This window comes from Metapseudomonas boanensis, from assembly GCF_018704125.1.
GTDB lineage: Bacteria > Pseudomonadota > Gammaproteobacteria > Pseudomonadales > Pseudomonadaceae > Metapseudomonas > Metapseudomonas boanensis.
Map to the genome: position 1 here is coordinate 204,691 of NZ_JAGTIS010000002.1, position 19,588 is coordinate 224,278.

24 protein-coding genes and 1 pseudogene are annotated in these 19,588 nt (G+C 64.5%); 21 read left to right on the plus strand and 4 right to left on the minus strand.

Features of this window, described 5'->3' with window-relative positions:
• Window positions 1-118: 118 nt before the first annotated feature.
• The 12 genes from J7302_RS05035 to ureC all read left to right on the plus strand — a co-directional run bounded on the left by J7302_RS05035 (window position 119) and on the right by ureC (window position 10,879).
• Window positions 119-715 carry a MarC family protein gene (locus J7302_RS05035; RefSeq protein WP_215371363.1) on the plus strand — a complete coding sequence of 199 codons (597 nt, stop codon included), beginning with the start codon at window positions 119-121 and terminating at the stop codon, window positions 713-715.
• Between the two features lie 58 nt (window positions 716-773).
• A complete protein-coding gene (locus J7302_RS05040) occupies window positions 774-1,061 on the plus strand; it encodes a hypothetical protein (RefSeq protein WP_215371365.1) in 288 nt (95 codons plus the stop codon).
• An 84-nt stretch (window positions 1,062-1,145) separates the two neighbouring features.
• Window positions 1,146-2,411: an urea ABC transporter substrate-binding protein gene (urtA, locus tag J7302_RS05045; protein WP_215371368.1), complete on the plus strand. Its 1,266-nt coding sequence runs from the start codon at window positions 1,146-1,148 to the stop codon at window positions 2,409-2,411.
• Between the two features lie 212 nt (window positions 2,412-2,623).
• Window positions 2,624-4,195, plus strand: coding sequence for an urea ABC transporter permease subunit UrtB (gene urtB, locus J7302_RS05050; RefSeq protein ID WP_215371370.1), 1,572 nt, complete (start codon window positions 2,624-2,626; stop codon window positions 4,193-4,195).
• Window positions 4,196-4,206: 11 nt separating this feature from the next.
• Window positions 4,207-5,283 carry an urea ABC transporter permease subunit UrtC gene (urtC, locus tag J7302_RS05055; protein WP_394359078.1) on the plus strand — a complete coding sequence of 359 codons (1,077 nt, stop codon included), beginning with the start codon at window positions 4,207-4,209 and terminating at the stop codon, window positions 5,281-5,283.
• Complete coding sequence (gene urtD, locus J7302_RS05060) at window positions 5,283-6,143, plus strand: urea ABC transporter ATP-binding protein UrtD (protein ID WP_215371376.1); 861 nt, start codon at window positions 5,283-5,285, stop codon at window positions 6,141-6,143. Before urtC ends, urtD begins: the two co-directional genes overlap by 1 nt.
• A 197-nt stretch (window positions 6,144-6,340) precedes the next feature.
• Complete coding sequence (gene urtE, locus J7302_RS05065) at window positions 6,341-7,039, plus strand: urea ABC transporter ATP-binding subunit UrtE (protein WP_215371379.1); 699 nt, start codon at window positions 6,341-6,343, stop codon at window positions 7,037-7,039.
• A 68-nt stretch (window positions 7,040-7,107) separates the two neighbouring features.
• Window positions 7,108-7,947 carry an urease accessory protein UreD gene (locus J7302_RS05070; protein ID WP_215371381.1) on the plus strand — a complete coding sequence of 280 codons (840 nt, stop codon included), beginning with the start codon at window positions 7,108-7,110 and terminating at the stop codon, window positions 7,945-7,947.
• Window positions 7,947-8,249 carry an urease subunit gamma gene (ureA, locus tag J7302_RS05075; protein ID WP_215371383.1) on the plus strand — a complete coding sequence of 101 codons (303 nt, stop codon included), beginning with the start codon at window positions 7,947-7,949 and terminating at the stop codon, window positions 8,247-8,249. The genes J7302_RS05070 and ureA overlap by 1 nt, the downstream gene beginning before the upstream one ends.
• A gap of 8 nt (window positions 8,250-8,257) precedes the next feature.
• Window positions 8,258-8,758 (plus strand): GNAT family N-acetyltransferase, encoded by a 501-nt coding sequence (locus J7302_RS05080; RefSeq protein WP_215371385.1) that lies wholly within the window; start codon window positions 8,258-8,260, stop codon window positions 8,756-8,758.
• Window positions 8,759-8,763: 5 nt separating this feature from the next.
• Complete coding sequence (locus J7302_RS05085) at window positions 8,764-9,069, plus strand: urease subunit beta (RefSeq protein ID WP_215371387.1); 306 nt, start codon at window positions 8,764-8,766, stop codon at window positions 9,067-9,069.
• A gap of 109 nt (window positions 9,070-9,178) precedes the next feature.
• Complete coding sequence (gene ureC / locus J7302_RS05090; RefSeq protein ID WP_215372451.1) at window positions 9,179-10,879, plus strand: urease subunit alpha; 1,701 nt, start codon at window positions 9,179-9,181, stop codon at window positions 10,877-10,879.
• Window positions 10,880-10,936: 57 nt separating this feature from the next.
• Here ureC and J7302_RS05095 read toward each other — a convergent pair whose 3' ends face one another.
• From J7302_RS05095 to J7302_RS05105, 3 genes are all read right to left on the minus strand, one after another.
• Window positions 10,937-11,203: a DksA/TraR family C4-type zinc finger protein gene (locus J7302_RS05095; protein WP_215371388.1), complete on the minus strand. Its 267-nt coding sequence runs from the start codon at window positions 11,201-11,203 to the stop codon at window positions 10,937-10,939.
• Window positions 11,204-11,300: 97 nt separating this feature from the next.
• Entirely contained in the window at window positions 11,301-12,167 is an 867-nt protein-coding gene (locus J7302_RS05100; RefSeq protein WP_215371390.1) for an isocitrate lyase/PEP mutase family protein, read from the minus strand.
• A gap of 191 nt (window positions 12,168-12,358) precedes the next feature.
• Window positions 12,359-12,631 carry a PsiF family protein gene (locus J7302_RS05105; RefSeq protein ID WP_215371393.1) on the minus strand — a complete coding sequence of 91 codons (273 nt, stop codon included), beginning with the start codon at window positions 12,629-12,631 and terminating at the stop codon, window positions 12,359-12,361.
• Between the two features lie 129 nt (window positions 12,632-12,760).
• Between J7302_RS05105 and J7302_RS05110 the strand changes: the two genes are divergently transcribed.
• From J7302_RS05110 to osmE (J7302_RS05120), 3 genes are all read left to right on the plus strand, one after another.
• Window positions 12,761-14,026, plus strand: a complete 1,266-nt coding sequence (locus J7302_RS05110; RefSeq protein WP_215371395.1) for an Hsp70 family protein — start codon at window positions 12,761-12,763, stop codon at window positions 14,024-14,026.
• Window positions 14,027-14,134: 108 nt separating this feature from the next.
• Window positions 14,135-14,500: an osmotically-inducible lipoprotein OsmE gene (gene osmE / locus J7302_RS05115; RefSeq protein WP_215371398.1), complete on the plus strand. Its 366-nt coding sequence runs from the start codon at window positions 14,135-14,137 to the stop codon at window positions 14,498-14,500.
• A gap of 245 nt (window positions 14,501-14,745) precedes the next feature.
• Window positions 14,746-15,084, plus strand: coding sequence for an osmotically-inducible lipoprotein OsmE (gene osmE / locus J7302_RS05120; protein ID WP_215372453.1), 339 nt, complete (start codon window positions 14,746-14,748; stop codon window positions 15,082-15,084).
• Here the strand turns inward: osmE (J7302_RS05120) and J7302_RS05125 are convergent.
• Window positions 15,081-15,344: pseudogene (locus J7302_RS05125) on the minus strand (AsmA family protein); the annotation flags it as partial. The gene osmE (J7302_RS05120) and the pseudogene J7302_RS05125 overlap by 4 nt on opposite strands.
• A 239-nt stretch (window positions 15,345-15,583) precedes the next feature.
• Between J7302_RS05125 and J7302_RS05130 the strand changes: the two are divergent.
• The 6 genes from J7302_RS05130 (at window position 15,584) to J7302_RS05155 (ending at window position 19,476) form a co-directional block, all read left to right on the plus strand.
• Entirely contained in the window at window positions 15,584-15,943 is a 360-nt protein-coding gene (locus J7302_RS05130; RefSeq protein WP_215371399.1) for a phage infection protein, read from the plus strand.
• Window positions 15,944-16,194: 251 nt separating this feature from the next.
• Window positions 16,195-16,830, plus strand: a complete 636-nt coding sequence (locus tag J7302_RS05135) for a TetR family transcriptional regulator (protein WP_215371401.1) — start codon at window positions 16,195-16,197, stop codon at window positions 16,828-16,830.
• A 170-nt stretch (window positions 16,831-17,000) separates the two neighbouring features.
• A complete protein-coding gene (gene ureE / locus J7302_RS05140) occupies window positions 17,001-17,501 on the plus strand; it encodes an urease accessory protein UreE (protein ID WP_215371403.1) in 501 nt (166 codons plus the stop codon).
• Entirely contained in the window at window positions 17,498-18,172 is a 675-nt protein-coding gene (locus J7302_RS05145; RefSeq protein WP_215371405.1) for an urease accessory protein UreF, read from the plus strand. The genes ureE and J7302_RS05145 overlap by 4 nt, the downstream gene beginning before the upstream one ends.
• 14 nt (window positions 18,173-18,186) lie before the next feature.
• Window positions 18,187-18,801 (plus strand): urease accessory protein UreG, encoded by a 615-nt coding sequence (gene ureG, locus J7302_RS05150; protein ID WP_215371408.1) that lies wholly within the window; start codon window positions 18,187-18,189, stop codon window positions 18,799-18,801.
• Between the two features lie 102 nt (window positions 18,802-18,903).
• The gene (locus J7302_RS05155) at window positions 18,904-19,476 is read left to right on the plus strand and encodes a HupE/UreJ family protein (RefSeq protein ID WP_215371410.1); all 573 of its coding nucleotides are present in this window, start codon (window positions 18,904-18,906) and stop codon (window positions 19,474-19,476) included.
• The last annotated feature ends 112 nt before the right edge of the window (window positions 19,477-19,588 follow it).

Genomic DNA, 19,588 nt, shown 5'->3' on the forward strand with positions numbered 1-19,588 from the left:
GCCCCGGTGCAGGAAGGTATAGACGAAGCCTCCGGCGCGGTTATAGTTGAGCGCCCAATGGCAGGGCTGGCTCTACACTGAGCAGGCGGCCCTGGCAGTCACGAACGGATGCCCCACCATGCTTGAAAGCCTTTCCAGCCTGTATCTGAAGATGCTAGTGCTCTACAGCCCCTTCTTCGTACTCTCCTGCTTCATCGGCCTGACCCGCGGCTACACGGTGAAGGAGCGCAAGAGACTCGCCTGGAAAGTCGCCCTCGGCACCCTCGTGGCCAGCGCCCTGCTCTACCTGTTCGGCCAGGGGATCTTCAAGATCTTCGGCATCACCATCGATGCCTTCCGCATCGGTGCTGGCGCCGTTCTGTTCATCTCCGCCCTGGGCATGGCCCAGGGCAACTCGGCGGTGCAGTCGGATAACGTGCAGCAGGACGTCACCATCGTGCCGCTGACCATTCCCCTTACGGTCGGCCCCGGTACCATCGGCGCCATGCTGGTGATGGGCGCCGGCCATGTGCAGTGGGACGACAAGCTCGTCGCCCTGCTCGCCATCGCCGTTGCCAGCGCCACCGTGGGGGTCATCCTTTACCTTTCCGACCGCATCGAGCGGCTGCTTGGCGACCAGGGACTGCAGATCGTCAGCCGTCTGATGGGACTGTTCGTCTGCGCACTAGCGGCTCAGATCATCTTCACCGGGGTGAGGAACTACATGGTGCCCTGATGGGTGACGCCACACCGCCCGCCCCACCAACGATCACCGCCCGGCACTGAAACGGGACTTGCGCACCCCGATAGTGCGCAAGACACTCGATTCGAGCGCCGCCGGCTTATCGCCCCCGCCTCTGTTCCCTCCCTTCGCTGAACGCCACACGACGCATCGCGCGGGCGTCTTCACGCGCCAAAGCCCTATCCGCCCGGTGCTGCTACGGCGCATTTCCATCCATCCGGTCAACAAGGCACAGCAATTGCTGAGGACTCAACCCGAAGTCAGCAACCCTGAAGTGCGCAAGATCACCCTGCACCTGTTGCACAACGCGCGGCCAGCGCCGCAGCCCGACCAAGGGTGACGTGGAAGACCTTTGAATACTGCCCAGCACACCAGACCAATAAACGCAGTTATTTCAAATACTTGTGAGAATGGAGACCGACCCATGCAACGTCGCAGCCTGATCAAGGCCTTCACGCTTTCCGCATCCATCGCCGCCATGGGCATGTCCTGGACCATCCAGGCGGCCGAGACCATCAAGGTCGGCATCCTGCATTCGCTGTCCGGCACCATGGCGATCTCCGAGACCTCGCTGAAAGACATGGCGCTGATGAGCATCGAAGAGATCAACGCCAAGGGCGGCGTGAACGGCAAGCAACTGGAAGCCGTGGTGGTCGACCCGGCCTCCAACTGGCCGCTGTTCGCTGAGAAAGCCCGCCAGCTGCTGACCAAAGACAAGGTGGACGTGGTGTTCGGCTGCTGGACCTCGGTATCGCGCAAGTCCGTACTTCCGGTGTTCGAAGAGCTCAACGGCCTGCTTTTCTACCCCGTGCAGTACGAGGGTGAAGAACTCTCGCCCAACGTCTTCTACACCGGCGCCGCGCCGAACCAGCAGGCCATCCCCGCCGTCGAGTACCTGATGAGCGAAGAAGGCGGCAGCGCCAAGCGCTTCTTCCTGCTTGGCACGGACTACGTCTACCCGCGCACCACCAACAAGATCCTGCGCAGCTTCCTACACAGCAAGGGCGTGGCCGACAAGGACATCGAAGAGGTCTACACCCCCTTCGGCCACGCCGATTACCAGACCATCGTCGCCAACATCAAGAAGTTCTCCGCCGGCGGCAAGACTGCGGTGATCTCCACCGTCAACGGCGACTCCAACGTGCCCTTCTACAAGGAACTGGCCAACCAGGGTCTGGAAGCCACCGACGTACCGGTGGTGGCCTTCTCGGTCGGCGAGGAAGAACTGCGCGGCATCGATACCAAGCCGCTGGTAGGCCACCTGGCCGCCTGGAACTACTTCGAGTCAGTGGATAACCCGGTCAACGACACGTTCGTCGAGCAGTGGAAGGCCTATGCCAAGGCCAAGAACCTGCCTAACTACCAGACCGCAGTAACCAACGACCCGATGGAGGCCACCTACGTCGGCATCCACATGTGGGCCCAGGCCGTCGAGAAAGCCGGCACCACCGATGTGGACAAGGTTCGCGAAGCGCTGGCCGGGCAGACTTTCGCAGCACCGTCCGGCTACACCCTGACCATGGACAAGACCAACCACCACCTGCACAAGCCGGTGATGATCGGCGAGATCCAGGAAGACGGTCAGTTTTCCGTGGTCTGGCAGACCGAGGGCCCGCTGCGCGCCCAGCCCTGGAGCCCCTTCATCCCCGGTAACGACAAGAAGCCGGACTATGCGGTGAAGAGCAACTGAGCTGAATGAGGACGTCCGGGGAATCCGCGCCCGGCATGGCCTCCCTCCCCCCCGGCCCCTCTCCCAGGGGGGAGAGGGGTGACGCGGAGCCAAACTCCGAGCCGTCCCCGAGACGCCAGACGGTTCCCCTCTCCCTCCGGGAGAGGGGTTAGGGGTGAGGGCAGTGTCAGCCGACACGCTCCTCCAACCGCCCGATGAACCAGGACCACCCAATGCCGACAGTCCTCTACCGAATCCTCCTCGCCCTTACCCTGCTGCTCCCCCTCGCTGCCCAGGCCGGCGACGCCAATGACTTCGCCGCCGCCAACCCGGCGCAGCAGGCGAAACTCCTTGAGCGCTGGGCCGCTGAGCCCGATACCGCGCGCCAGCCACTGCTCGACGCCCTGCAGCAGGGCCGCTTCGCCAGCGACCGCGAGAAGCTCGCCTTCATCGAACAGGACGGCAACTACACCCCTGCCGAAGGTGAAGCCCTACCCGCCGGCACACCGAAGAAGCTGCGCCTGAACAACAGACTGCGCGGCCTGTTGATCACTGCCCTGGCCAGCCACCAGCTGCTGGCGACAGACAGCGCCGCGCGCCTGGAGGCCGCCCGCCAACTGCAAAAGAGTGCCAAGCCCGCGCAGCTGCCACTGCTCAACCAGCGCATGGTGGCCGAGCAAGACCCAGGGGTGCGCGACGCCATCAGCCTGGTCCTGGCCAACCTGCAAATGGTGGACCCGGACCCGGTGATTCGCCTGAACGCCGTGCGCCTGCTTGGTGAAACCGGTGACCCGCAGGCCCGCACCCGGCTGGAAGCCCTGCTGCAACCTGGCATCGAAGTCGACGCAGCTGTGCGCACCGCCGCGGAAACCAGCCTGGCCCAGGTCAAGCGCCGCCTGCTGGTGGGCGAACTGCTTGGGCAGGCGTTCAGCGGCCTGTCACTGGGCTCGATCCTGCTCCTGGCTGCCCTTGGCCTGGCCATTACCTTCGGCCTGCTCGGGGTGATCAACATGGCCCACGGCGAGATGCTCATGCTCGGTGCCTACGCCACCTACATCGTGCAGCTGACGTTCCAGCGCCTGGCACCCGACCTGCTGGTGCTCTACCCGCTGGTGGCGCTGCCAGTGGCCTTCTTCGTCACTGCGGCCATCGGCATGGCCCTGGAGCGCACGGTCATCCGCCACCTCTACGGCCGCCCCCTCGAAACCCTGCTAGCCACCTGGGGCATCAGCCTGATCCTGATCCAGCTGGTGCGCGTGATCTTCGGAGCGCAGAACGTCGAAGTGGCCAACCCGGCATGGCTCTCCGGCGGCATCCAGGTGCTGCCCAACCTGGTGCTGCCTTACAACCGCATCGTCATCATCGGCTTCGCCCTGTTCGTGGTGCTGCTGACCTGGTTGCTGCTGAACAAGACCCGCCTCGGCCTCAACGTCCGCGCTGTCACCCAGAACCGCAACATGGCAGCCTGCTGCGGCGTGCCCACCGGCCGCGTGGACATGCTTGCCTTCGGCCTCGGCTCCGGCATCGCCGGCCTGGGCGGCGTGGCCCTCTCGCAGATCGGCAACGTCGGGCCCGACCTGGGCCAGAGCTACATCATCGACTCCTTCCTGGTGGTGGTGCTGGGCGGCGTCGGTCAACTGGCCGGCAGCGTACTGGCGGCCTTCGGCCTGGGTGTGGCGAACAAGATCCTCGAGCCGCAGATTGGCGCCGTGCTGGGCAAGATCCTGATCCTCGCGCTGATCATCCTGTTCATCCAGAAGCGCCCCCAAGGGCTCTTCGCACTGAAAGGACGGGTGATCGACTGATGACTCAGCCACTGAACCAAACACTGCTGATGCGCGCTACCGCCACCCTCGGCCCCCGCGTCTCAATGGCCCTCGGCGGCCTGGTGCTGGTCCTGCTGCTGGCCCTGCCGCTGCTGCACCTGCTGCCGACCGACAACCCGCTGCAGGTCTCGGCCTACACCCTGACCCTGGTGGGCAAGGTCCTCTGCTACGCCGTCGTCGCCCTCGCCCTGGACCTGGTCTGGGGCTACGCCGGACTGCTGTCGCTCGGGCACGGGCTGTTCTTCGCCCTCGGCGGCTACGCCATGGGCATGTACCTGATGCGCGAAGCGTCAGGCAACGGCCTGCCAGCCTTCATGAGTTTCCTCGCCTGGACCGAGTTGCCCTGGTACTGGGCTGGCACCCAGCATTTCCTCTGGGCGCTGTGTCTGGTGGTGCTGGCCCCCGGCCTGCTGGCTCTGGTGTTCGGCTTCTTCGCCTTCCGCTCGCGGATCAAGGGTGTGTACTTCTCGATCATGACCCAGGCGCTGACCTTCGCCGGCATGCTGCTGTTCTTCCGCAACGAGACCGGCTTCGGTGGCAACAACGGCTTCACCGATTTTCGCCGCATCCTCGGCTTCGACATCACTGCGCCGGGCACCCGCGCCGTGCTGTTCCTCGCCACGGTGGCGCTGCTGCTGGGCAGCCTGCTACTCGGCTGGCGACTGGCGCGGAGCAAGTTCGGTCGGGTGCTCACTGCCCTGCGCGACGCGGAGAACCGCCTGATGTTCTGCGGCTACGACCCGCGCGGCTACAAGCTGTTCATCTGGGTGCTGTCTGCCGTGCTCTGCGGCCTGGCCGGCGCGCTCTACGTGCCGCAGGTGGGCATCATCAACCCCAGTGAAATGTCGCCGACCAACTCCATCGAAGCGGCCGTGTGGGTCGCCCTCGGCGGACGCGGCTCGCTGATCGGCCCGCTGCTCGGAGCCGGCCTGGTCAACGGCATGAAGAGCTGGTTCACCGTGGCCTTCCCGGAATATTGGCTGTTCTTCCTGGGCGCCCTGTTCATCGTCGTCACCCTGTACCTGCCCAAGGGTGTGATCGGCCTCGTGAAAAAGGGAGACAACTGATGCGTGTAACCCCGGTCCCCGAATTCATGCTCGAACCTGCCTACGACCCAAACAGCGATGCCGGAACCGGCCGGGATGCCCTTGGCCTCGGCCAAGTCGCCCAGCAAGGACTGGATGTGCGCCACGGCACTATCCTCACCCTGGAAGACATCAGCGTCAGCTTCGACGGTTTCAAGGCGCTGAACGACCTCAACCTTTACATTGGCGTCGGCGAGCTGCGCTGCATCATCGGCCCGAACGGCGCGGGCAAGACCACGCTGATGGACGTGATCACCGGCAAGACCCGGCCAAACGCCGGCAAGGCCTGGTTTGGCGAAACCCTCGACCTCACCCGCATGAGCGAAGTGGCGATCGCCCAGGCCGGGATTGGCCGCAAGTTCCAGAAGCCCACGGTGTTCGAGGCGCTCTCGGTATTCGAGAACCTGGAGCTGGCGCAGAAGACCGACAAATCCGTCTGGGCCAGCCTGCGCGCCCGGCTCAGCGGTGAGCAGAAGGACCGCATCGACGAAGTCCTCGCCACCATCAAGCTCGACGTCTCGCGCCATCGCCCGGCGGGCCTCTTGTCCCACGGCCAGAAGCAGTTCCTCGAGATCGGCATGCTGCTGATGCAGGACCCTCAACTGTTGCTGCTCGACGAGCCGGTAGCGGGCATGACCGATGCCGAGACGGAATTTACCGCCGAACTCTTCAAGCATCTCAAAGGCCAGCACTCGCTGATGGTGGTGGAGCACGACATGGGCTTCGTCGGCTCGATCGCCGACCACGTCACCGTGCTGCACCAGGGCCATGTGCTGGCCGAGGGCTCGCTGGCCGAGGTGCAGGCGGATGAACGGGTGATCGAGGTCTACCTCGGCCGCTGACCCAGTTGAAGGACGGATACCACGTAGGTCGGTGCAGAGCGAAGCGAAGCCCAACAACCGGCCCGCAGGACCGGCCATTGGGAATCCGATGAACACATGGGAGCGCTGCGCGCTCCACGTAGGGCTTCGCAGGCTCAAGCCAGCGTGGCCCGCACCAACATACGAATGGCCAGCGCCAGACAGAGGGGAACAGACACATGCTCCAAGTCGACAAGCTCCACCAGTACTACGGTGGCAGCCACATCCTCCGTGGTCTCTCCTTCGAGGCGAAGGTTGGTGAAGTCACCTGCCTGCTCGGGCGCAACGGCGTGGGCAAGACGACCCTGCTGAAATGCCTGATGGGCCTGGTGCCGGCCAAGGAAGGCGTGGTCAATTGGGAGGGCCGCGCCATCACCGGCCACAAGCCGCACCAGCGCGTGCACGCAGGCATCGCCTACGTGCCCCAAGGCCGCGAAATCTTCCCGCGCCTGACGGTGGAGGAGAATCTGCTGATGGGGCTTTCGCGCTTTCCCGCCGGTCAGGCCAAAGCGGTGCCAGAGTCCATCTACGAGCTGTTCCCGGTGCTGCGCGAGATGAAGCATCGCCGTGGAGGCGACCTCTCTGGCGGCCAGCAGCAACAGCTCGCCATCGGCCGCGCCCTCGCCAGCCAGCCGCGCCTGCTGATCCTTGACGAGCCCACCGAAGGCATCCAGCCGTCAGTCATCAAGGAGATCGGCGTGGTGATCAGGAAACTCGCCGCACGCGGCGACATGGCCATCCTTTTGGTTGAGCAGTTCTACGACTTCGCCGCCGAGCTCGCCGACCAGTACCTGGTGATGAGCCGCGGCGAAATCATCCAGCAAGGCCACGGCGAGAACATGGAAGCCGAGGGCGTGCGCGGCCTCGTGACCATATGAAGTACCCGTACCCCTGCACCGCGTGGGTTACGCCGCTTCGCGGCTAACCCACCCTACAGGAACGCCCCATGAATGCACCTGCCGACACTGACCTCCTCACCCCCTGCTGGCACGCCGAGCTGGAACTCGGCTACGCCCGCGATTGCGCCGCCACGCGCCCGTCGCTGCGCCGCCACAAGGGCCCGCTGCGGGTGCAGAAGCACCTGCACGCCGAAGGCCCGGAAGTCTGCCAGCACATCATCGTGCACCCGCCTGGCGGCATTGCCGGTGGCGACCGCTTAGGAATATCCGCCCGCGTTGGCGAACGGGCCTGGGCCCAACTTACCAGCCCCGGCGCGGCCAAGTGGTACCGCGCCAGCGGCCCTGCCTACCAGCGACTCGACCTGAAGGTAGAAGCCGGCGCCACCCTCGAATGGCTGCCGCAGGAGACCATCGTCTTCTCCGGCGCCCAGGCCGAACTCAGCACCCGTATCGAGCTGGCCGAAAGCGCCCGCCTGTTCTACTGGGACATGGTCGCCCTCGGCCGCCCGGCCAGTGGCGAGTGCTTCGCCGAAGGCCATTTCCAAGCCCACCTGGACATCCACCGGGGCGGCAAGCTTCTTTGGCACGAACGCCAGCGCATCACCGGCAACGATGGCCTGCTCGACTCGCCGATCGGCCTCGCCGGCCAGCCGGTGTTCGCGACCCTGATCGCAACCGGTACGATCGACTCTGAGCTGCTGGAGCGCTGCCGGGAACTGCCCTGCCAAGGCCGTGGCAACCTCACCCAACTGCCCGGCCTGCTGGTGGCGCGCTGCCTCGCTGGCCAAGCCCTGCACGCACGCACATGGCTGATCTCACTCTGGCGCCAGCTGCGCCCGGCTTTACTCGGACGCGACGCCGTCCCCCCAAGAATCTGGAGTACCTGATGGACCTGACGCCAAGAGAGAAAGACAAGCTGCTGATCTTTACCGCCGGCCTCGTTGCCGAGCGGCGCCTGGCCCGCGGCCTCAAGCTCAATTACCCGGAAGCCATGGCCTACCTCTCCGCCGCCCTGCTCGAAGGCGCCCGCGACGGCCAGACTGTGGCCGAGCTGATGCATTACGGCACCACCCTGCTCAGCCGCGACCAAGTGATGGAAGGCATACCGGAGATGATCCCGGAGATCCAGATCGAAGCCACCTTCCCGGACGGCACCAAACTGGTGACCGTCCACCAGCCCATAGCCTGAGGCCTGCCATGGCTTATGTGATCCGCAACGCCCAGGAACAGGACCTCGAAGGCGTCCTGGCGATCTACAACGACGCCGTGCAGAACACCACGGCAATCTGGAACGAAACCCTGGTGGACCTGGCCAACCGCCGTGCCTGGCTGGCCGAGCGCACAGCCGCAGGCTTCCCAGTGCTGGTGGCGGTAGACGACTCCGGCGCGGTGCTCGGCTACGCCAGCTATGGCACCTGGCGCAGCATCGAAGGCTTCCGCCACACGGTCGAACATTCGGTCTACGTGCGCAATGACCAGCGCGGCCAGGGCCTGGGCCCTGCGCTGATGCAGGCATTGATCGAACACGCCCGAGCCGCCTCACTGCACGTGATGGTGGCCGCCATCGAGAGCGGCAACGCTACCTCCATCCGCCTGCACGAGCGCCTCGGCTTCATTACCACCGGGCAGATGCCTCAGGTCGGCCGCAAGTTCGGCCGCTGGCTAGACCTCACCTTCATGCAGCTCATTCTGGAGTGATCCCCATGATCCCCGGCGAATACCAGATCCAGGACGGCGAGATCGAACTCAACGCCGGCCGTCGCACCCACACCCTGACCGTGGCCAACACCGGCGACCGCCCCATCCAGGTCGGCTCCCATTACCACTTCTTCGAAGCCAACGACGCGCTGACCTTCGACCGCGCCGCCGCCCGTGGCATGCGTTTAAACATCCCGGCCGGCACTGCCGTGCGCTTCGAGCCCGGCCAGAGCCGCGAGGTGGAACTGGTCGACCTGGCGGGCAAACGCCGCGTGTTCGGCTTCGCCGGCCGCGTGATGGGCGAGCTGTAGCACTCACTGAAATTCCTAGGATGGGTAGAGCGGAGCGAAACCCATCACCCCTAAAAAACGATGGGTTACGCCACTTCGCGGCTAACCCATCCTACGGACAGGACCCATGATGAAGATTTCCCGCCAAGCCTATGCCGACATGTTCGGCCCCACTGTCGGCGACAAGGTGCGACTGGCCGACACCGACCTGTGGATCGAAGTCGAGAAGGACTTCACCACCTACGGCGAAGAAGTGAAATTTGGCGGTGGCAAGGTCATCCGCGACGGCATGGGTCAAGGCCAGCTCCTCGCTGCCGACGTAGTCGACACCCTGATTACCAACGCCTTGATCATCGACCACTGGGGCATCGTCAAGGCCGACGTTGGCCTCAAGGACGGGCGCATCGCTGCGATCGGCAAGGCCGGCAACCCGGACATCCAGCCCAACGTCACCATCGCCGTCGGCGCCAGCACCGAGGTGATTGCCGGTGAAGGCATGATCCTCACCGCCGGAGGCATCGACACCCACATCCACTTCATCTGCCCGCAGCAAATCGAAGAAGCCCTCATGAGTGGTGTCACCACCATGATCGGCGGAGGCACAGGGCCGGCCACTGGCACAAACGCCACCACTTGCACTTCCGGCCCCTGGCATTTGGCGCGCATGCTCCAGGCCGCCGATGCCTTCCCGATGAACATTGGTCTCACCGGAAAGGGCAACGCCAGCCTGCCCGAACCGCTGATCGAACAAGTGAAAGCCGGCGCCATCGGCCTAAAGCTCCATGAAGACTGGGGCACCACGCCAGCGGCCATCGACAACTGCCTCTGTGTGGCGGACCAGTACGATGTGCAGGTGGCCATCCACACCGACACGCTGAATGAGTCGGGATTCGTCGAAACCACCCTGGGCGCGTTCAAGGGCCGCACCATCCATACCTACCACACCGAGGGTGCCGGTGGCGGCCACGCGCCAGACATCATCAAAGCCTGCGGCTTCTCCAACGTGCTGCCGAGCTCCACCAACCCGACTCGGCCCTTCACCCGCAACACCATCGACGAACACCTGGACATGCTGATGGTCTGCCACCACCTGGACCCGAGCATCGCCGAGGATGTGGCTTTCGCCGAAAGCCGCATCCGCCGCGAGACCATCGCCGCCGAAGACATCCTCCACGACCTCGGCGCCTTCAGCATGATCAGCTCCGACAGTCAGGCGATGGGCCGCGTCGGCGAAGTCATCACCCGCACCTGGCAGACCGCCGACAAGATGAAGAAGCAGCGCGGCGCCCTGCCCGAAGACGCGCACGGCAACGACAACTTCCGCGCCAAGCGCTACATCGCCAAATACACCATCAATCCGGCGATCACCCATGGCATCAGCCATGAAGTGGGCTCGGTCGAGGTGGGCAAATGGGCCGACCTGGTGCTCTGGCGCCCGGCCTTCTTCGGCGTCAAACCCAGCCTGATCCTCAAGGGCGGCGCCATCGCGGCCAGCCTGATGGGCGACGCCAACGCCTCCATCCCCACCCCGCAACCGGTTCACTACCGGCCGATGTTCGCAAGCTTTGCTGGCAGCCGTCACGCAACCAGCATTACCTTCATCAGCCAGGCAGCACTGGACGCCGGCATCCCAGAACAACTCAACCTGAAGAAGAAGATCGGCGTGGTGAAAGGCTGCCGCGGCGTGCAGAAAAAAGACCTGGTCCACAACGGCTACACCCCGACCATCGAAGTCGACGCGCAAAACTACCAAGTGAAAGCCGACGGCCAACTGCTCTGGTGCGAACCGGCCGACGTGCTGCCGATGGCGCAGCGGTATTTCCTGTTCTGACGCGCCGTTGGGCCTCGCTGCGCCCTGCGCAGCGGGGCCCAAGGCCAGGCCCCGGCCCTAACGCAACTGACTGTCCTTGCTCCCCCGCCGGTTGTACCCGGTGAAGGCGGCATTTTCCTTGTCATGCTCGGTCTGGCAGGCGACACACAGTCGCACGCCCTTGATTGCCTTGCGCCGGGCTTCGGGAATGGGCGCGTCGCATTCTTCGCAGTGCGTCAGGCTCTCGCCCGTCGGCAACTGGCTGCGCGCGCGCTGAATGGCATCTTCGATGGTGCTGTCGATCTGTTCCTGTACCGCACCATCACCTGCCCAACCACTGGCCATGCTGACCTCCCGCTTGCTTTCGGCCCTGAAAGAGATTTGGGCTTTCCTGTGGCGTTTTGCAAGGGGGCGGGTCGGCGAGCGACAAGTGGAGGTCGCGCTATTCCTTCACATTCATGAACTCTTCCGCCCAGACGATGTAGTCCTCCGGCAGGGTGTACTTGTGCGTCAGTTCGGTGGCGCTGAGTTCGGAGCCGGTGGCGACCTGGCGCTGGTCGCGCAGGCAGTCGTAGGTCGCCTTGATGGCGGCGAAGTAGGCGGCGTGGCCGTTGACCACGATGCGCACGCCAAGACGGGCGAGGCGCTCGTTGTCGCGCAGCTTGGGGTTGCCATAGGTGACCAGCATCAGCGGGATGTGGAGGTGCTCGGCGATCTTTTCCAGGTGATCGAAGTCGGCCACACCAACCATGCAGATGCCATCCGCCCCGGCTGCCTGGTAGGCCTTGGTGCGCTGGATCACCTCCTCGACATCGAGCACGCCGGCGTGGGTCCGGGCGATGATGGCGAGGTCCGGGTCAACGCGCGCTTCCAGGGCCGCGCGGATCTTGCCGACGCCTTCTTCCACCGGAATCAGGTCGGTGGACTTGCGGCCGAACTGGGCCGGCAACAGGGTGTCTTCGATGGTCAGCGCAGCGATGCCGGCGCGTTCCAGTTCGACTACGGTACGCATCACGTTGAGGGCATTGCCATAGCCATGGTCGGCATCGGCAATCACCGGCAGGCGGCTGACGCGGCCGATGCGGGTAGCCTGTTCAACGAACTCGCTGAGCGTGATCAGGGCGAAGTCCGGCGCCGCCAGCACTTGCAGCGAAGCGACCGAGCCGCCGAGGATGCCCACCTCGAAGCCGAGGTCCGCGGCAATCCGCGCCGACATGGGGTCGAACACCGAGGCGGAGTGGAAGCAGGATTCGGAGTCCAGCAAGGCACGAAAGGCCGTGCGCAACTGATGGTGAGAGGCTCTTCGCATAATGATTTCCAAGGCTGAGACAGGCTCGCCAGAAGCGGCCGGACGAACGGCGGCCAGGATTGCGGACGGGAAAAGCTCATCACTTTACTGCATCAATCTTTCACCTGCCTTTACCGAAAACGCGGAGCTGCTGTGCGTAATCGGCAAACTCTTCACCGCCGACGCGTAGCGAGTGCCTGCCAAGTCAGTCGCTACTTCGCCTTCAGGCACTCGCTCATGAAGCTCTTGCGCGCATCGCCCTTGAGCTCCTTGGTCGAAGCGGTCTTGTTGCAAGCGGTCATACGCTCCTGCTGGGTCATCTTCAGGCAACCGCTCATGAAGGTCTTGCGGGCGTCGCCCTTGAGCTCCTTGGCCGTGGCTTCAGCGTTGCAGGTCTTCATCTTTTCCTGCTGGGCGGTGTCCGCCACGCTGTGAGATGCCGCGAGCAATGCCAGTATCAGCAAAGGAAGGCGAATCGAGCTCATGGAATGATCTCCCAGGTTACCCATGCGTATTGCAGTCTAGCCGTCGCGACGAAGTGCGCTGGCCGACGGGAGCATTCACCGGCGCGCTCGCGTAAACTGCGCGGCCGTTTTTTCCGGAACACCCGCAGCATGAACAACGCCCTCCCCGCCCGCGCCCTGGGCATAGACTTCGGTACCTCCAACTCTACCGTCGGCTGGTGGCGTCCGGATGCCGAGCCATTGATCGCCCTGGAGGACGACAAGATCACCCTGCCCTCGGTGATCTTCTTCAACTTCGAGGAACGCCGCCCCGTCTATGGCCGACTGGCCCTGCACGAGTACCTGGAGGGCTACGAAGGCCGCCTGATGCGCTCGCTGAAGAGCCTGCTGGGCTCGCCGCTACTGAAAAGCGAAACCACAGTGCTGGGCAGCGCCATGCCCTTCAAGGATCTGCTTGGGCTGTTCATCGGCGAGTTGAAGAAGCGCGCCGAAGCTGCCTCCGGCCGAGAATTCGAGCAAGTGGTGCTGGGCCGCCCGGTATTCTTCGTCGACGACGATGCAGAGGCTGACCAGGAGGCCGAGAACACCCTGGTAGCCGTAGCGCAGAAGCTTGGCTTCAAGGACGTGTCCTTCCAGTACGAACCGATTGCCGCGGCCTTCGATTACGAGCGCAGCATCGAGCGCGAGGAACTGGTGCTGATCGTCGACATCGGCGGCGGTACCTCGGACTTCTCCCTGGTTCGCCTGTCACCGCAGCGCCGCGAGGTGGCGGATCGCCAAGCCGACATCCTGGCCACCGGCGGCGTGCACATCGGTGGCACTGATTTCGACAAGCAACTCAGCCTGCAAGGCGTGATGCCGCTATTCGGCTACGGCAGCCGAATGAAGAGCGATGCGCTGATGCCCACCAGCTACCACCTGAACCTGGCCACCTGGCACACCATCAACGCGGTGTACGCGCAGAAGGCGCAACTGGCGCTGAAGAACATGCGCTACGACATCGTCGACAGCACCGGCATCGACCGCCTCTTCAGCCTGATCGAACAGCGCGCCGGCCACTGGCTGGCGATGCAGGTCGAGGACAGCAAGATCGAGCTGACCCAGATTGAGCAGCGCACCATCGACCTGAACCGTATCGAGCCGGGCCTGGCCGTGGACCTGACCCGGCCGATCTTCGAGGACGCCATCGAGCCGCTGCTGGTACGTGTGCGCGCCAGCGTCGAGGGCCTGCTGGTCCAGGCGGGCGTCACGGCCGATGCAGTAGACACGCTGTTCTTCACCGGTGGCTCCAGCGGTATCCCGGCACTGCGTCACGGCGTGGCGGCGATGCTGCCCAATGCCCGCCAGGTCGAGGGCAATCTGTTTGGCAGCATCGGCAGCGGTCTGGCCATCGAAGCGATGAAACGCTACGGCTGAGCGGACGACCGTTCATCGGCACCCGGGCCGCTCCCCAGCGGTAGGCTCGGGAGCCGAACTAACCTGACTCCATCGCGGTTCAACCCGCGCGAACATGGAGGCTTCCTGATGAGCAAGCATGGGCTGGTCATCGCCTGCGCCCTGGCTACGCTGGCCGGCTGTGCGGGCAAGATGGAAAACCCCACGGATTACTACACCTACCGCGACGAGCCGCTGGTCAAGCAGGTGGAGGAAGGCATGACCGTGCAAGAGGTGAAGACCATTGGCGGTCCGCCCTCGTCGAGCACGCGCCGCAAGGTCAAGTCAGGTACCTGCAACAACTACATCCTCACCAAGGACGGGCATAAGCAGGCCTACCACGTCAGCTTCGATAGCAGCGGACGGGTCGAGGAGACAGGCTTCATGACCTGCGAGCAGCGGGAAACCGCTGATCGCGAAAAGGCGGAAGGAAGCGGAGGCGGTGGCGGCTACTGACGCGACGAAACGGCAGGATGGAGCAGGCGCATCAGCACCAATGGCATGGCTGCGCCCAACCTGTGCTGCCCGCCACACTCCACCCGAAAGCTGCGCTAGCCGTGGTTTGCAGGTAACGCTCCGGGCACTTTGCCAGTTACTGGCCGGTTGCCGTCCATCGTCTGCTCAGGACTCGGGCGAACTCTCCCCACTTTTCGATGTTCCAAGGGCCATGTTTCAGATGCGTTAACCCTTGAGGACCCATGATGTACAAGCAAGCGCTTGTCATGGCTTGTGCCCTGGCATCAATGGCGGGCTGCGCCAGCAAGATCGAGAACCCGACGGACTACCTGACCTTCCACGACCAGCCACTGGTCAGGGACGTAGAGCCCGGCATGAGCCGCCAGCAGGTGCTGATCATCGGCGGTCGTCCTTCGTCGATCGTGCAACGCAGCGTGCATCCAGGGTCATGCAACAACTACATCCTCAACGAACATGGTCACCAGCAGCCCTACCATGTCAGCTTCGACAGCAGCGGCCGCGTTCGCCACAAGGGCTTCATGACCTGCGGCCAACGCGAACAGGCCGAGCGTGACCGGCTCTAGCCCTGCTTGAGACGCTGCAACAAAGGCGCACATTCGCTCCCTTCTTCATTCCCACCGGCCGGTGCCACCAGCGCCAGCAGAGCCGCCGCCGGCGCCACCGCAACACCCAACGCCAGCATGCCCGCGCCCCGAACCGCCGGGGGTACCGGCTTCACCCCCGCTTCCGGCCGTTTGAAGGTGCCGCGCACATGGAGCGGCGAACGCAACGAAAAGACCCGCCCCCCCTTGGACTCCGGCTCGATGCCAAGGTCGAGGCTGGCGAAGGTCGGGCCTTTGGCCCAGCCCGGGTTGCCCAGGCGGACATTTTCTGCGGCGAAATGCGGCCAGGGCACCCAGGCATGCAGGCCTCCCTCACCCGGCTCGCGTTGCAACACCACCTGCAGGCTGCCATCAATGGTGTCGATGTTCTCTATCGCAACTGTTCACTTTTTAATCGACAGGCAATCCGTAACATAGGCCCCGTAGCCAGTTTCCAGCCCCCTACGAGGAGCTTTAGATCATGAAAGCACACGCCCTTGCCGCCCTGTTCATCACCGCTCTTAGCACCAGCGCCTTTGCCCTGCCGTCCGACCCCCAGCCGCTGCTGGGCGAATCCAAGGACGGGACCTTTATCCAGGTCCTGGACCCGGTAGCTGCAGAGGGTTCGTTCATGATCCTCGACCGCGTGGCCGAGGGTGGCGCTGACCGCACCCTGGAACGCATCGCTGAAGGTGGTGCCGACCGCGCCCTGGAGCGCATTGCCGAAGGCGGTGCCGAGCGCACCCAGGACCGTATCGCTGAAGGTGGTGCCGACCGCGCCCTGGAGCGCATCGCTGAAGGTGGTTCCGACCGTCTGCTGGACGATCAGCGCGTGATCTGACGAATAAGCGCTGTCACCCTCGAAGCCCGGCGGACGCCGGGCTTTTTCATGCCAAGTCACAAAACCTGAAGCACCAGGCTCCAGGCGTTTCTCCAACCCCACAGAACCGCAGCCGAAGCCCAACCCCTGTGGGCGCGAATTCATTGGCCAAGTAAGCCGCAGCTCTGCCCATTCGTTCCCCCTGGCAATCGACCTTCCCAAACCCCATTTGCTAGAGTGCCCGCCACCTCCGCCTCCGCCCTCTTCCAACCATGACGCCACGCTCCGCACAGAAGCAGCACACCCGCCATGCCCTGATGGACTCCGCGCGCCTTCTGATGGACAACGGCCGAGGCTTCGGCAGTCTTAGCCTGCGCGAAGTGGCCCGCACCGCCGGCATCGTTCCCGCGGGGTTCTATCGTCATTTCGAAGACATGGACCAGCTCGGCCTCGCTCTGGTGCAGGAGGTGGGCGAAACCTTCCGCGCCACCATCCGCGAGGTCCGACGCAACGAATTCGAACTGGGCGGCATCATCGACGCCTCGGCGCGCATCTTCCTCGCTGCGGTGGCAACCAATCGTGGCCAGTTCCTCTTCCTCGCCCGTGAGCAGTACGGCGGCTCGCTGCCGGTGCGCCAGGCTATTGCCGCCCTGCGCCAGGCCATTACCGATGACCTGGCCGCCGACCTCAAGCTGATCCAGCGCATGCCGAACCTGGACGATGAAGGTCTGGACCTGGTCGCCGACCTGGTGGTGAAAACCGTATTCGCCACCCTGCCGGAACTGGTCGACCCGCCTGCGGCCGACCGGCCGGCACATCTCACGCCGGAAACCAAGATCATCCAGCAACTACGCTTCATCATGATCGGCGGCAAGCACTGGCTGTATGCGGGCAAGCCTGGAAGCTGATCATCCGGCCAGCCTGATCGCCCCCGAAACGCGCACTACGCACCATTTTCGGCCAATCGAGCGCCCCAGACACAGGCACGATCCCATTCAGCCCCGCGGCATCCGGCATTGGGCTGTCTTGGCAAGCACCTTGCTCTAGCGACTGCATTGCCCACTGCCGGAACACCGCAATGCTGGTCATCCAGGAACGTATCGAAGCCCAGGAGAGCTGGGATGAAGAACTGCTGCTGACTTTCGAAGCGCGCAGCAAGAGCCGCTTGCGCTGTTTCACCGTCAAGGGCGAGGACGTCGGCCTGTTCCTCGAACGAGGCCAGCCGCCCCTGCACGATGGCGCCTGCCTGCGCAGCCAGGATGGCCGGGTGGTGCGCATCAGCGCCCGCCCTGAGCCGCTTCTGCATGTCACCTGCGCCAATGCCTTCGAGCTGACCCGCGCGGCCTATCACCTGGGTAATCGCCACGTGGCCCTGCAGATCGGCGACAACTGGCTGCGGCTCCTGGACGACTACGTGCTAAAAGCCATGCTCGAACAGCTCGGCGCCCGAGTAGAGAACATCGAAGCAGGCTTCCAGCCCGAACACGGCGCCTACGGTGGCGGCCATCACCACTCCCATCACGGCGAGGCTGATTTCAACTACGCACCGCGGCTGCACCAGTTCGGTGTTCGGACGTGAACAACGCCTGGCAGCTACTTCGTTTGGCCAGCCCGCAACTGCCGATCGGCGGCTACAGCTACTCACAGGCAATGGAACTCGCGGTGGACCAAGGCCTGGTGCAGGACCCAGCCAGCGCCGCGCGCTGGATCGAGGACCAGTTGCTGCTCAACCTCGCGCGCTTCGAGGCGCCGCTGCTGTTGGCTCATTGCGTGGCCGCAGCCGATGAAGACTGGTGCGAACTGAAGGCGCTCAACGAATGTCATCGTGCCAGCCGCGAGACCCGCGAGTTGCACCTGGAGAGCCGGCAAATGGGCTACTCGTTGCAGCAGCTGCTGGACGATCTGCCCGAACAGGACGACGCGGCGCGAGCCCTGCTCGCCGATCTGGAAGAGCCCGCACTCGCCGTCGCCTGGTCGCTGGCCGCCCGCGCCTGGCGCATTGCCCCACAGGATGCCCTGAGCGCCTGGCTCTGGGGCTGGCTGGAAAACCAACTGGCGGTGCTGATGAAAACCCTGCCGCTGGGCCAGCAGTCTGCCCAGCGCCTGACTTCGCAACTGCTGCCGAGCCTGGAACATGCCCAGCGCACAGCCAGCGAACTCCACCCGTCCCGCTGGGGTAGCGCCGCATTTGGCCTGGCCCTGGCGAGCATGGCGCACGAGCGCCAGTACAGCCGTCTGTTCCGTTCCTAGGAGATGCACCAATCATGAACAGCCAACCCCTGCGCGTCGGCATCGGCGGCCCGGTCGGTTCCGGCAAGACCGCCCTGACCCTGGCCCTCTGCCGCGCCCTGCGCGATCGCTACAACCTGGCGGTGGTGACCAACGATATCTACACCCAGGAAGACGCCCAGTTCCTGGTCCGCAACGAGGCCCTCGATCCGGAACGGATCATCGGCGTCGAGACCGGGGGCTGCCCGCACACCGCCATCCGCGAAGATGCCTCGATCAACCTGGAGGCAGTGGACCAGCTCAACCGCCGTTTTCCTGGCCTGGAGCTGATCCTGGTGGAGTCCGGCGGCGACAATCTGTCGGCCACCTTCAGCCCGGAACTCTCTGACCTGACCCTCTACGTGATCGACGTCTCCGCGGGTGACAAGCTGCCGCGCAAGGGCGGACCGGGCATCTGCAAGTCCGACTTGCTGGTGATCAACAAGGTGGACCTGGCGCCCATGGTCGGTGCATCGCTGGAAGTCATGGATCGCGATGCCCGAAAGATGCGCGGCGATCGGCCCTTTGTGTTCAGCAATCAGAAAGTCGGCCAGGGCCTCGACGACATCATCGCCTTCATCGAGAAACAAGGCCTGCTGACCACCGTCTGAGAAATCATCCCCCTCTCCCTCCCGGAGAGGGGCCGGGGCGGGCCGCGTTCGGATGAGGGATGCATCTCGCCACTCCCTCCGCCCAGTGAAAGGAGCCACACCATGAAACTGTGCAAGACCCTCTACACCATCGCCCTGTTCCTCACCCCGGCCATGGCCTTCGCTCACCCGGGGCATGAGAGCTCGGGACTGATGGCCGGCATCGCTCACCCCATCGCCGGCCTGGATCACCTGCTGGCCACGCTGGCAGTCGGCTTCTGGGCAGCCCAACACCAAGGCACGGCAAGCTGGGCACTCCCCGTCACCTTCGTCGGCGCCATGTTGCTCGGTGGCCTGATGGGCTTCGAGGGGTTGGAAATGCCGCTGATGGAAACCGGAATCGCCGGCTCGGTATTGGCGCTTGGCCTGCTGGTGGCCATCGCCGTGCGCCCGCCGGTCTGGCTGGCCGTGGGCCTGACCGCCCTCTTCGCCCTGAGCCACGGCATTGCTCACGGCCTTGAGCTGCCCGAGCTGTCCAGCCCCTGGGGCTATGCCGCCGGCTTCGTGACCGCTACCGCCGCCCTTCACGCCGCCGGCTACGGCCTGGTCCGCGCCCTGCCACAGGCTGCCGCACCCCTGGTGCGCATTGCCGGAGCGGTTTCGGCGGGCGCCGGAGTCTGGTTGCTGGCGGGTTGATCCCACATCCAGGCAATGCCATTTCCCTTGTGAGGGCGAATTCATTCGCTGAGGGGGGGCGCGGCTGCCCCCTTGGAAGTCAGACAAGCAGACCTGCGGTCTGCTTAGCGAT

Coding starts and splice junctions, on each gene's coding strand:
- J7302_RS05035 (WP_215371363.1), top strand. CDS start 119: ATGCTTGAAAGCCTTTCCAGCCTGTATCTGAAGATGCTAGTGCTCTAC.
- urtA (WP_215371368.1), top strand. CDS start 1,146: ATGCAACGTCGCAGCCTGATCAAGGCCTTCACGCTTTCCGCATCCATC.
- urtB (WP_215371370.1), top strand. CDS start 2,624: ATGCCGACAGTCCTCTACCGAATCCTCCTCGCCCTTACCCTGCTGCTC.
- urtD (WP_215371376.1), top strand. CDS start 5,283: ATGCGTGTAACCCCGGTCCCCGAATTCATGCTCGAACCTGCCTACGAC.
- urtE (WP_215371379.1), top strand. CDS start 6,341: ATGCTCCAAGTCGACAAGCTCCACCAGTACTACGGTGGCAGCCACATC.
- J7302_RS05070 (WP_215371381.1), top strand. CDS start 7,108: ATGAATGCACCTGCCGACACTGACCTCCTCACCCCCTGCTGGCACGCC.
- ureA (WP_215371383.1), top strand. CDS start 7,947: ATGGACCTGACGCCAAGAGAGAAAGACAAGCTGCTGATCTTTACCGCC.
- J7302_RS05080 (WP_215371385.1), top strand. CDS start 8,258: ATGGCTTATGTGATCCGCAACGCCCAGGAACAGGACCTCGAAGGCGTC.
- J7302_RS05085 (WP_215371387.1), top strand. CDS start 8,764: ATGATCCCCGGCGAATACCAGATCCAGGACGGCGAGATCGAACTCAAC.
- ureC (WP_215372451.1), top strand. CDS start 9,179: ATGAAGATTTCCCGCCAAGCCTATGCCGACATGTTCGGCCCCACTGTC.
- J7302_RS05095 (WP_215371388.1), bottom strand. CDS start 11,203: ATGGCCAGTGGTTGGGCAGGTGATGGTGCGGTACAGGAACAGATCGAC.
- J7302_RS05100 (WP_215371390.1), bottom strand. CDS start 12,167: ATGCGAAGAGCCTCTCACCATCAGTTGCGCACGGCCTTTCGTGCCTTG.
- J7302_RS05105 (WP_215371393.1), bottom strand. CDS start 12,631: ATGAGCTCGATTCGCCTTCCTTTGCTGATACTGGCATTGCTCGCGGCA.
- J7302_RS05110 (WP_215371395.1), top strand. CDS start 12,761: ATGAACAACGCCCTCCCCGCCCGCGCCCTGGGCATAGACTTCGGTACC.
- osmE (WP_215371398.1), top strand. CDS start 14,135: ATGAGCAAGCATGGGCTGGTCATCGCCTGCGCCCTGGCTACGCTGGCC.
- osmE (WP_215372453.1), top strand. CDS start 14,746: ATGTACAAGCAAGCGCTTGTCATGGCTTGTGCCCTGGCATCAATGGCG.
- J7302_RS05130 (WP_215371399.1), top strand. CDS start 15,584: ATGAAAGCACACGCCCTTGCCGCCCTGTTCATCACCGCTCTTAGCACC.
- J7302_RS05135 (WP_215371401.1), top strand. CDS start 16,195: ATGACGCCACGCTCCGCACAGAAGCAGCACACCCGCCATGCCCTGATG.
- ureE (WP_215371403.1), top strand. CDS start 17,001: ATGCTGGTCATCCAGGAACGTATCGAAGCCCAGGAGAGCTGGGATGAA.
- ureG (WP_215371408.1), top strand. CDS start 18,187: ATGAACAGCCAACCCCTGCGCGTCGGCATCGGCGGCCCGGTCGGTTCC.
- J7302_RS05155 (WP_215371410.1), top strand. CDS start 18,904: ATGAAACTGTGCAAGACCCTCTACACCATCGCCCTGTTCCTCACCCCG.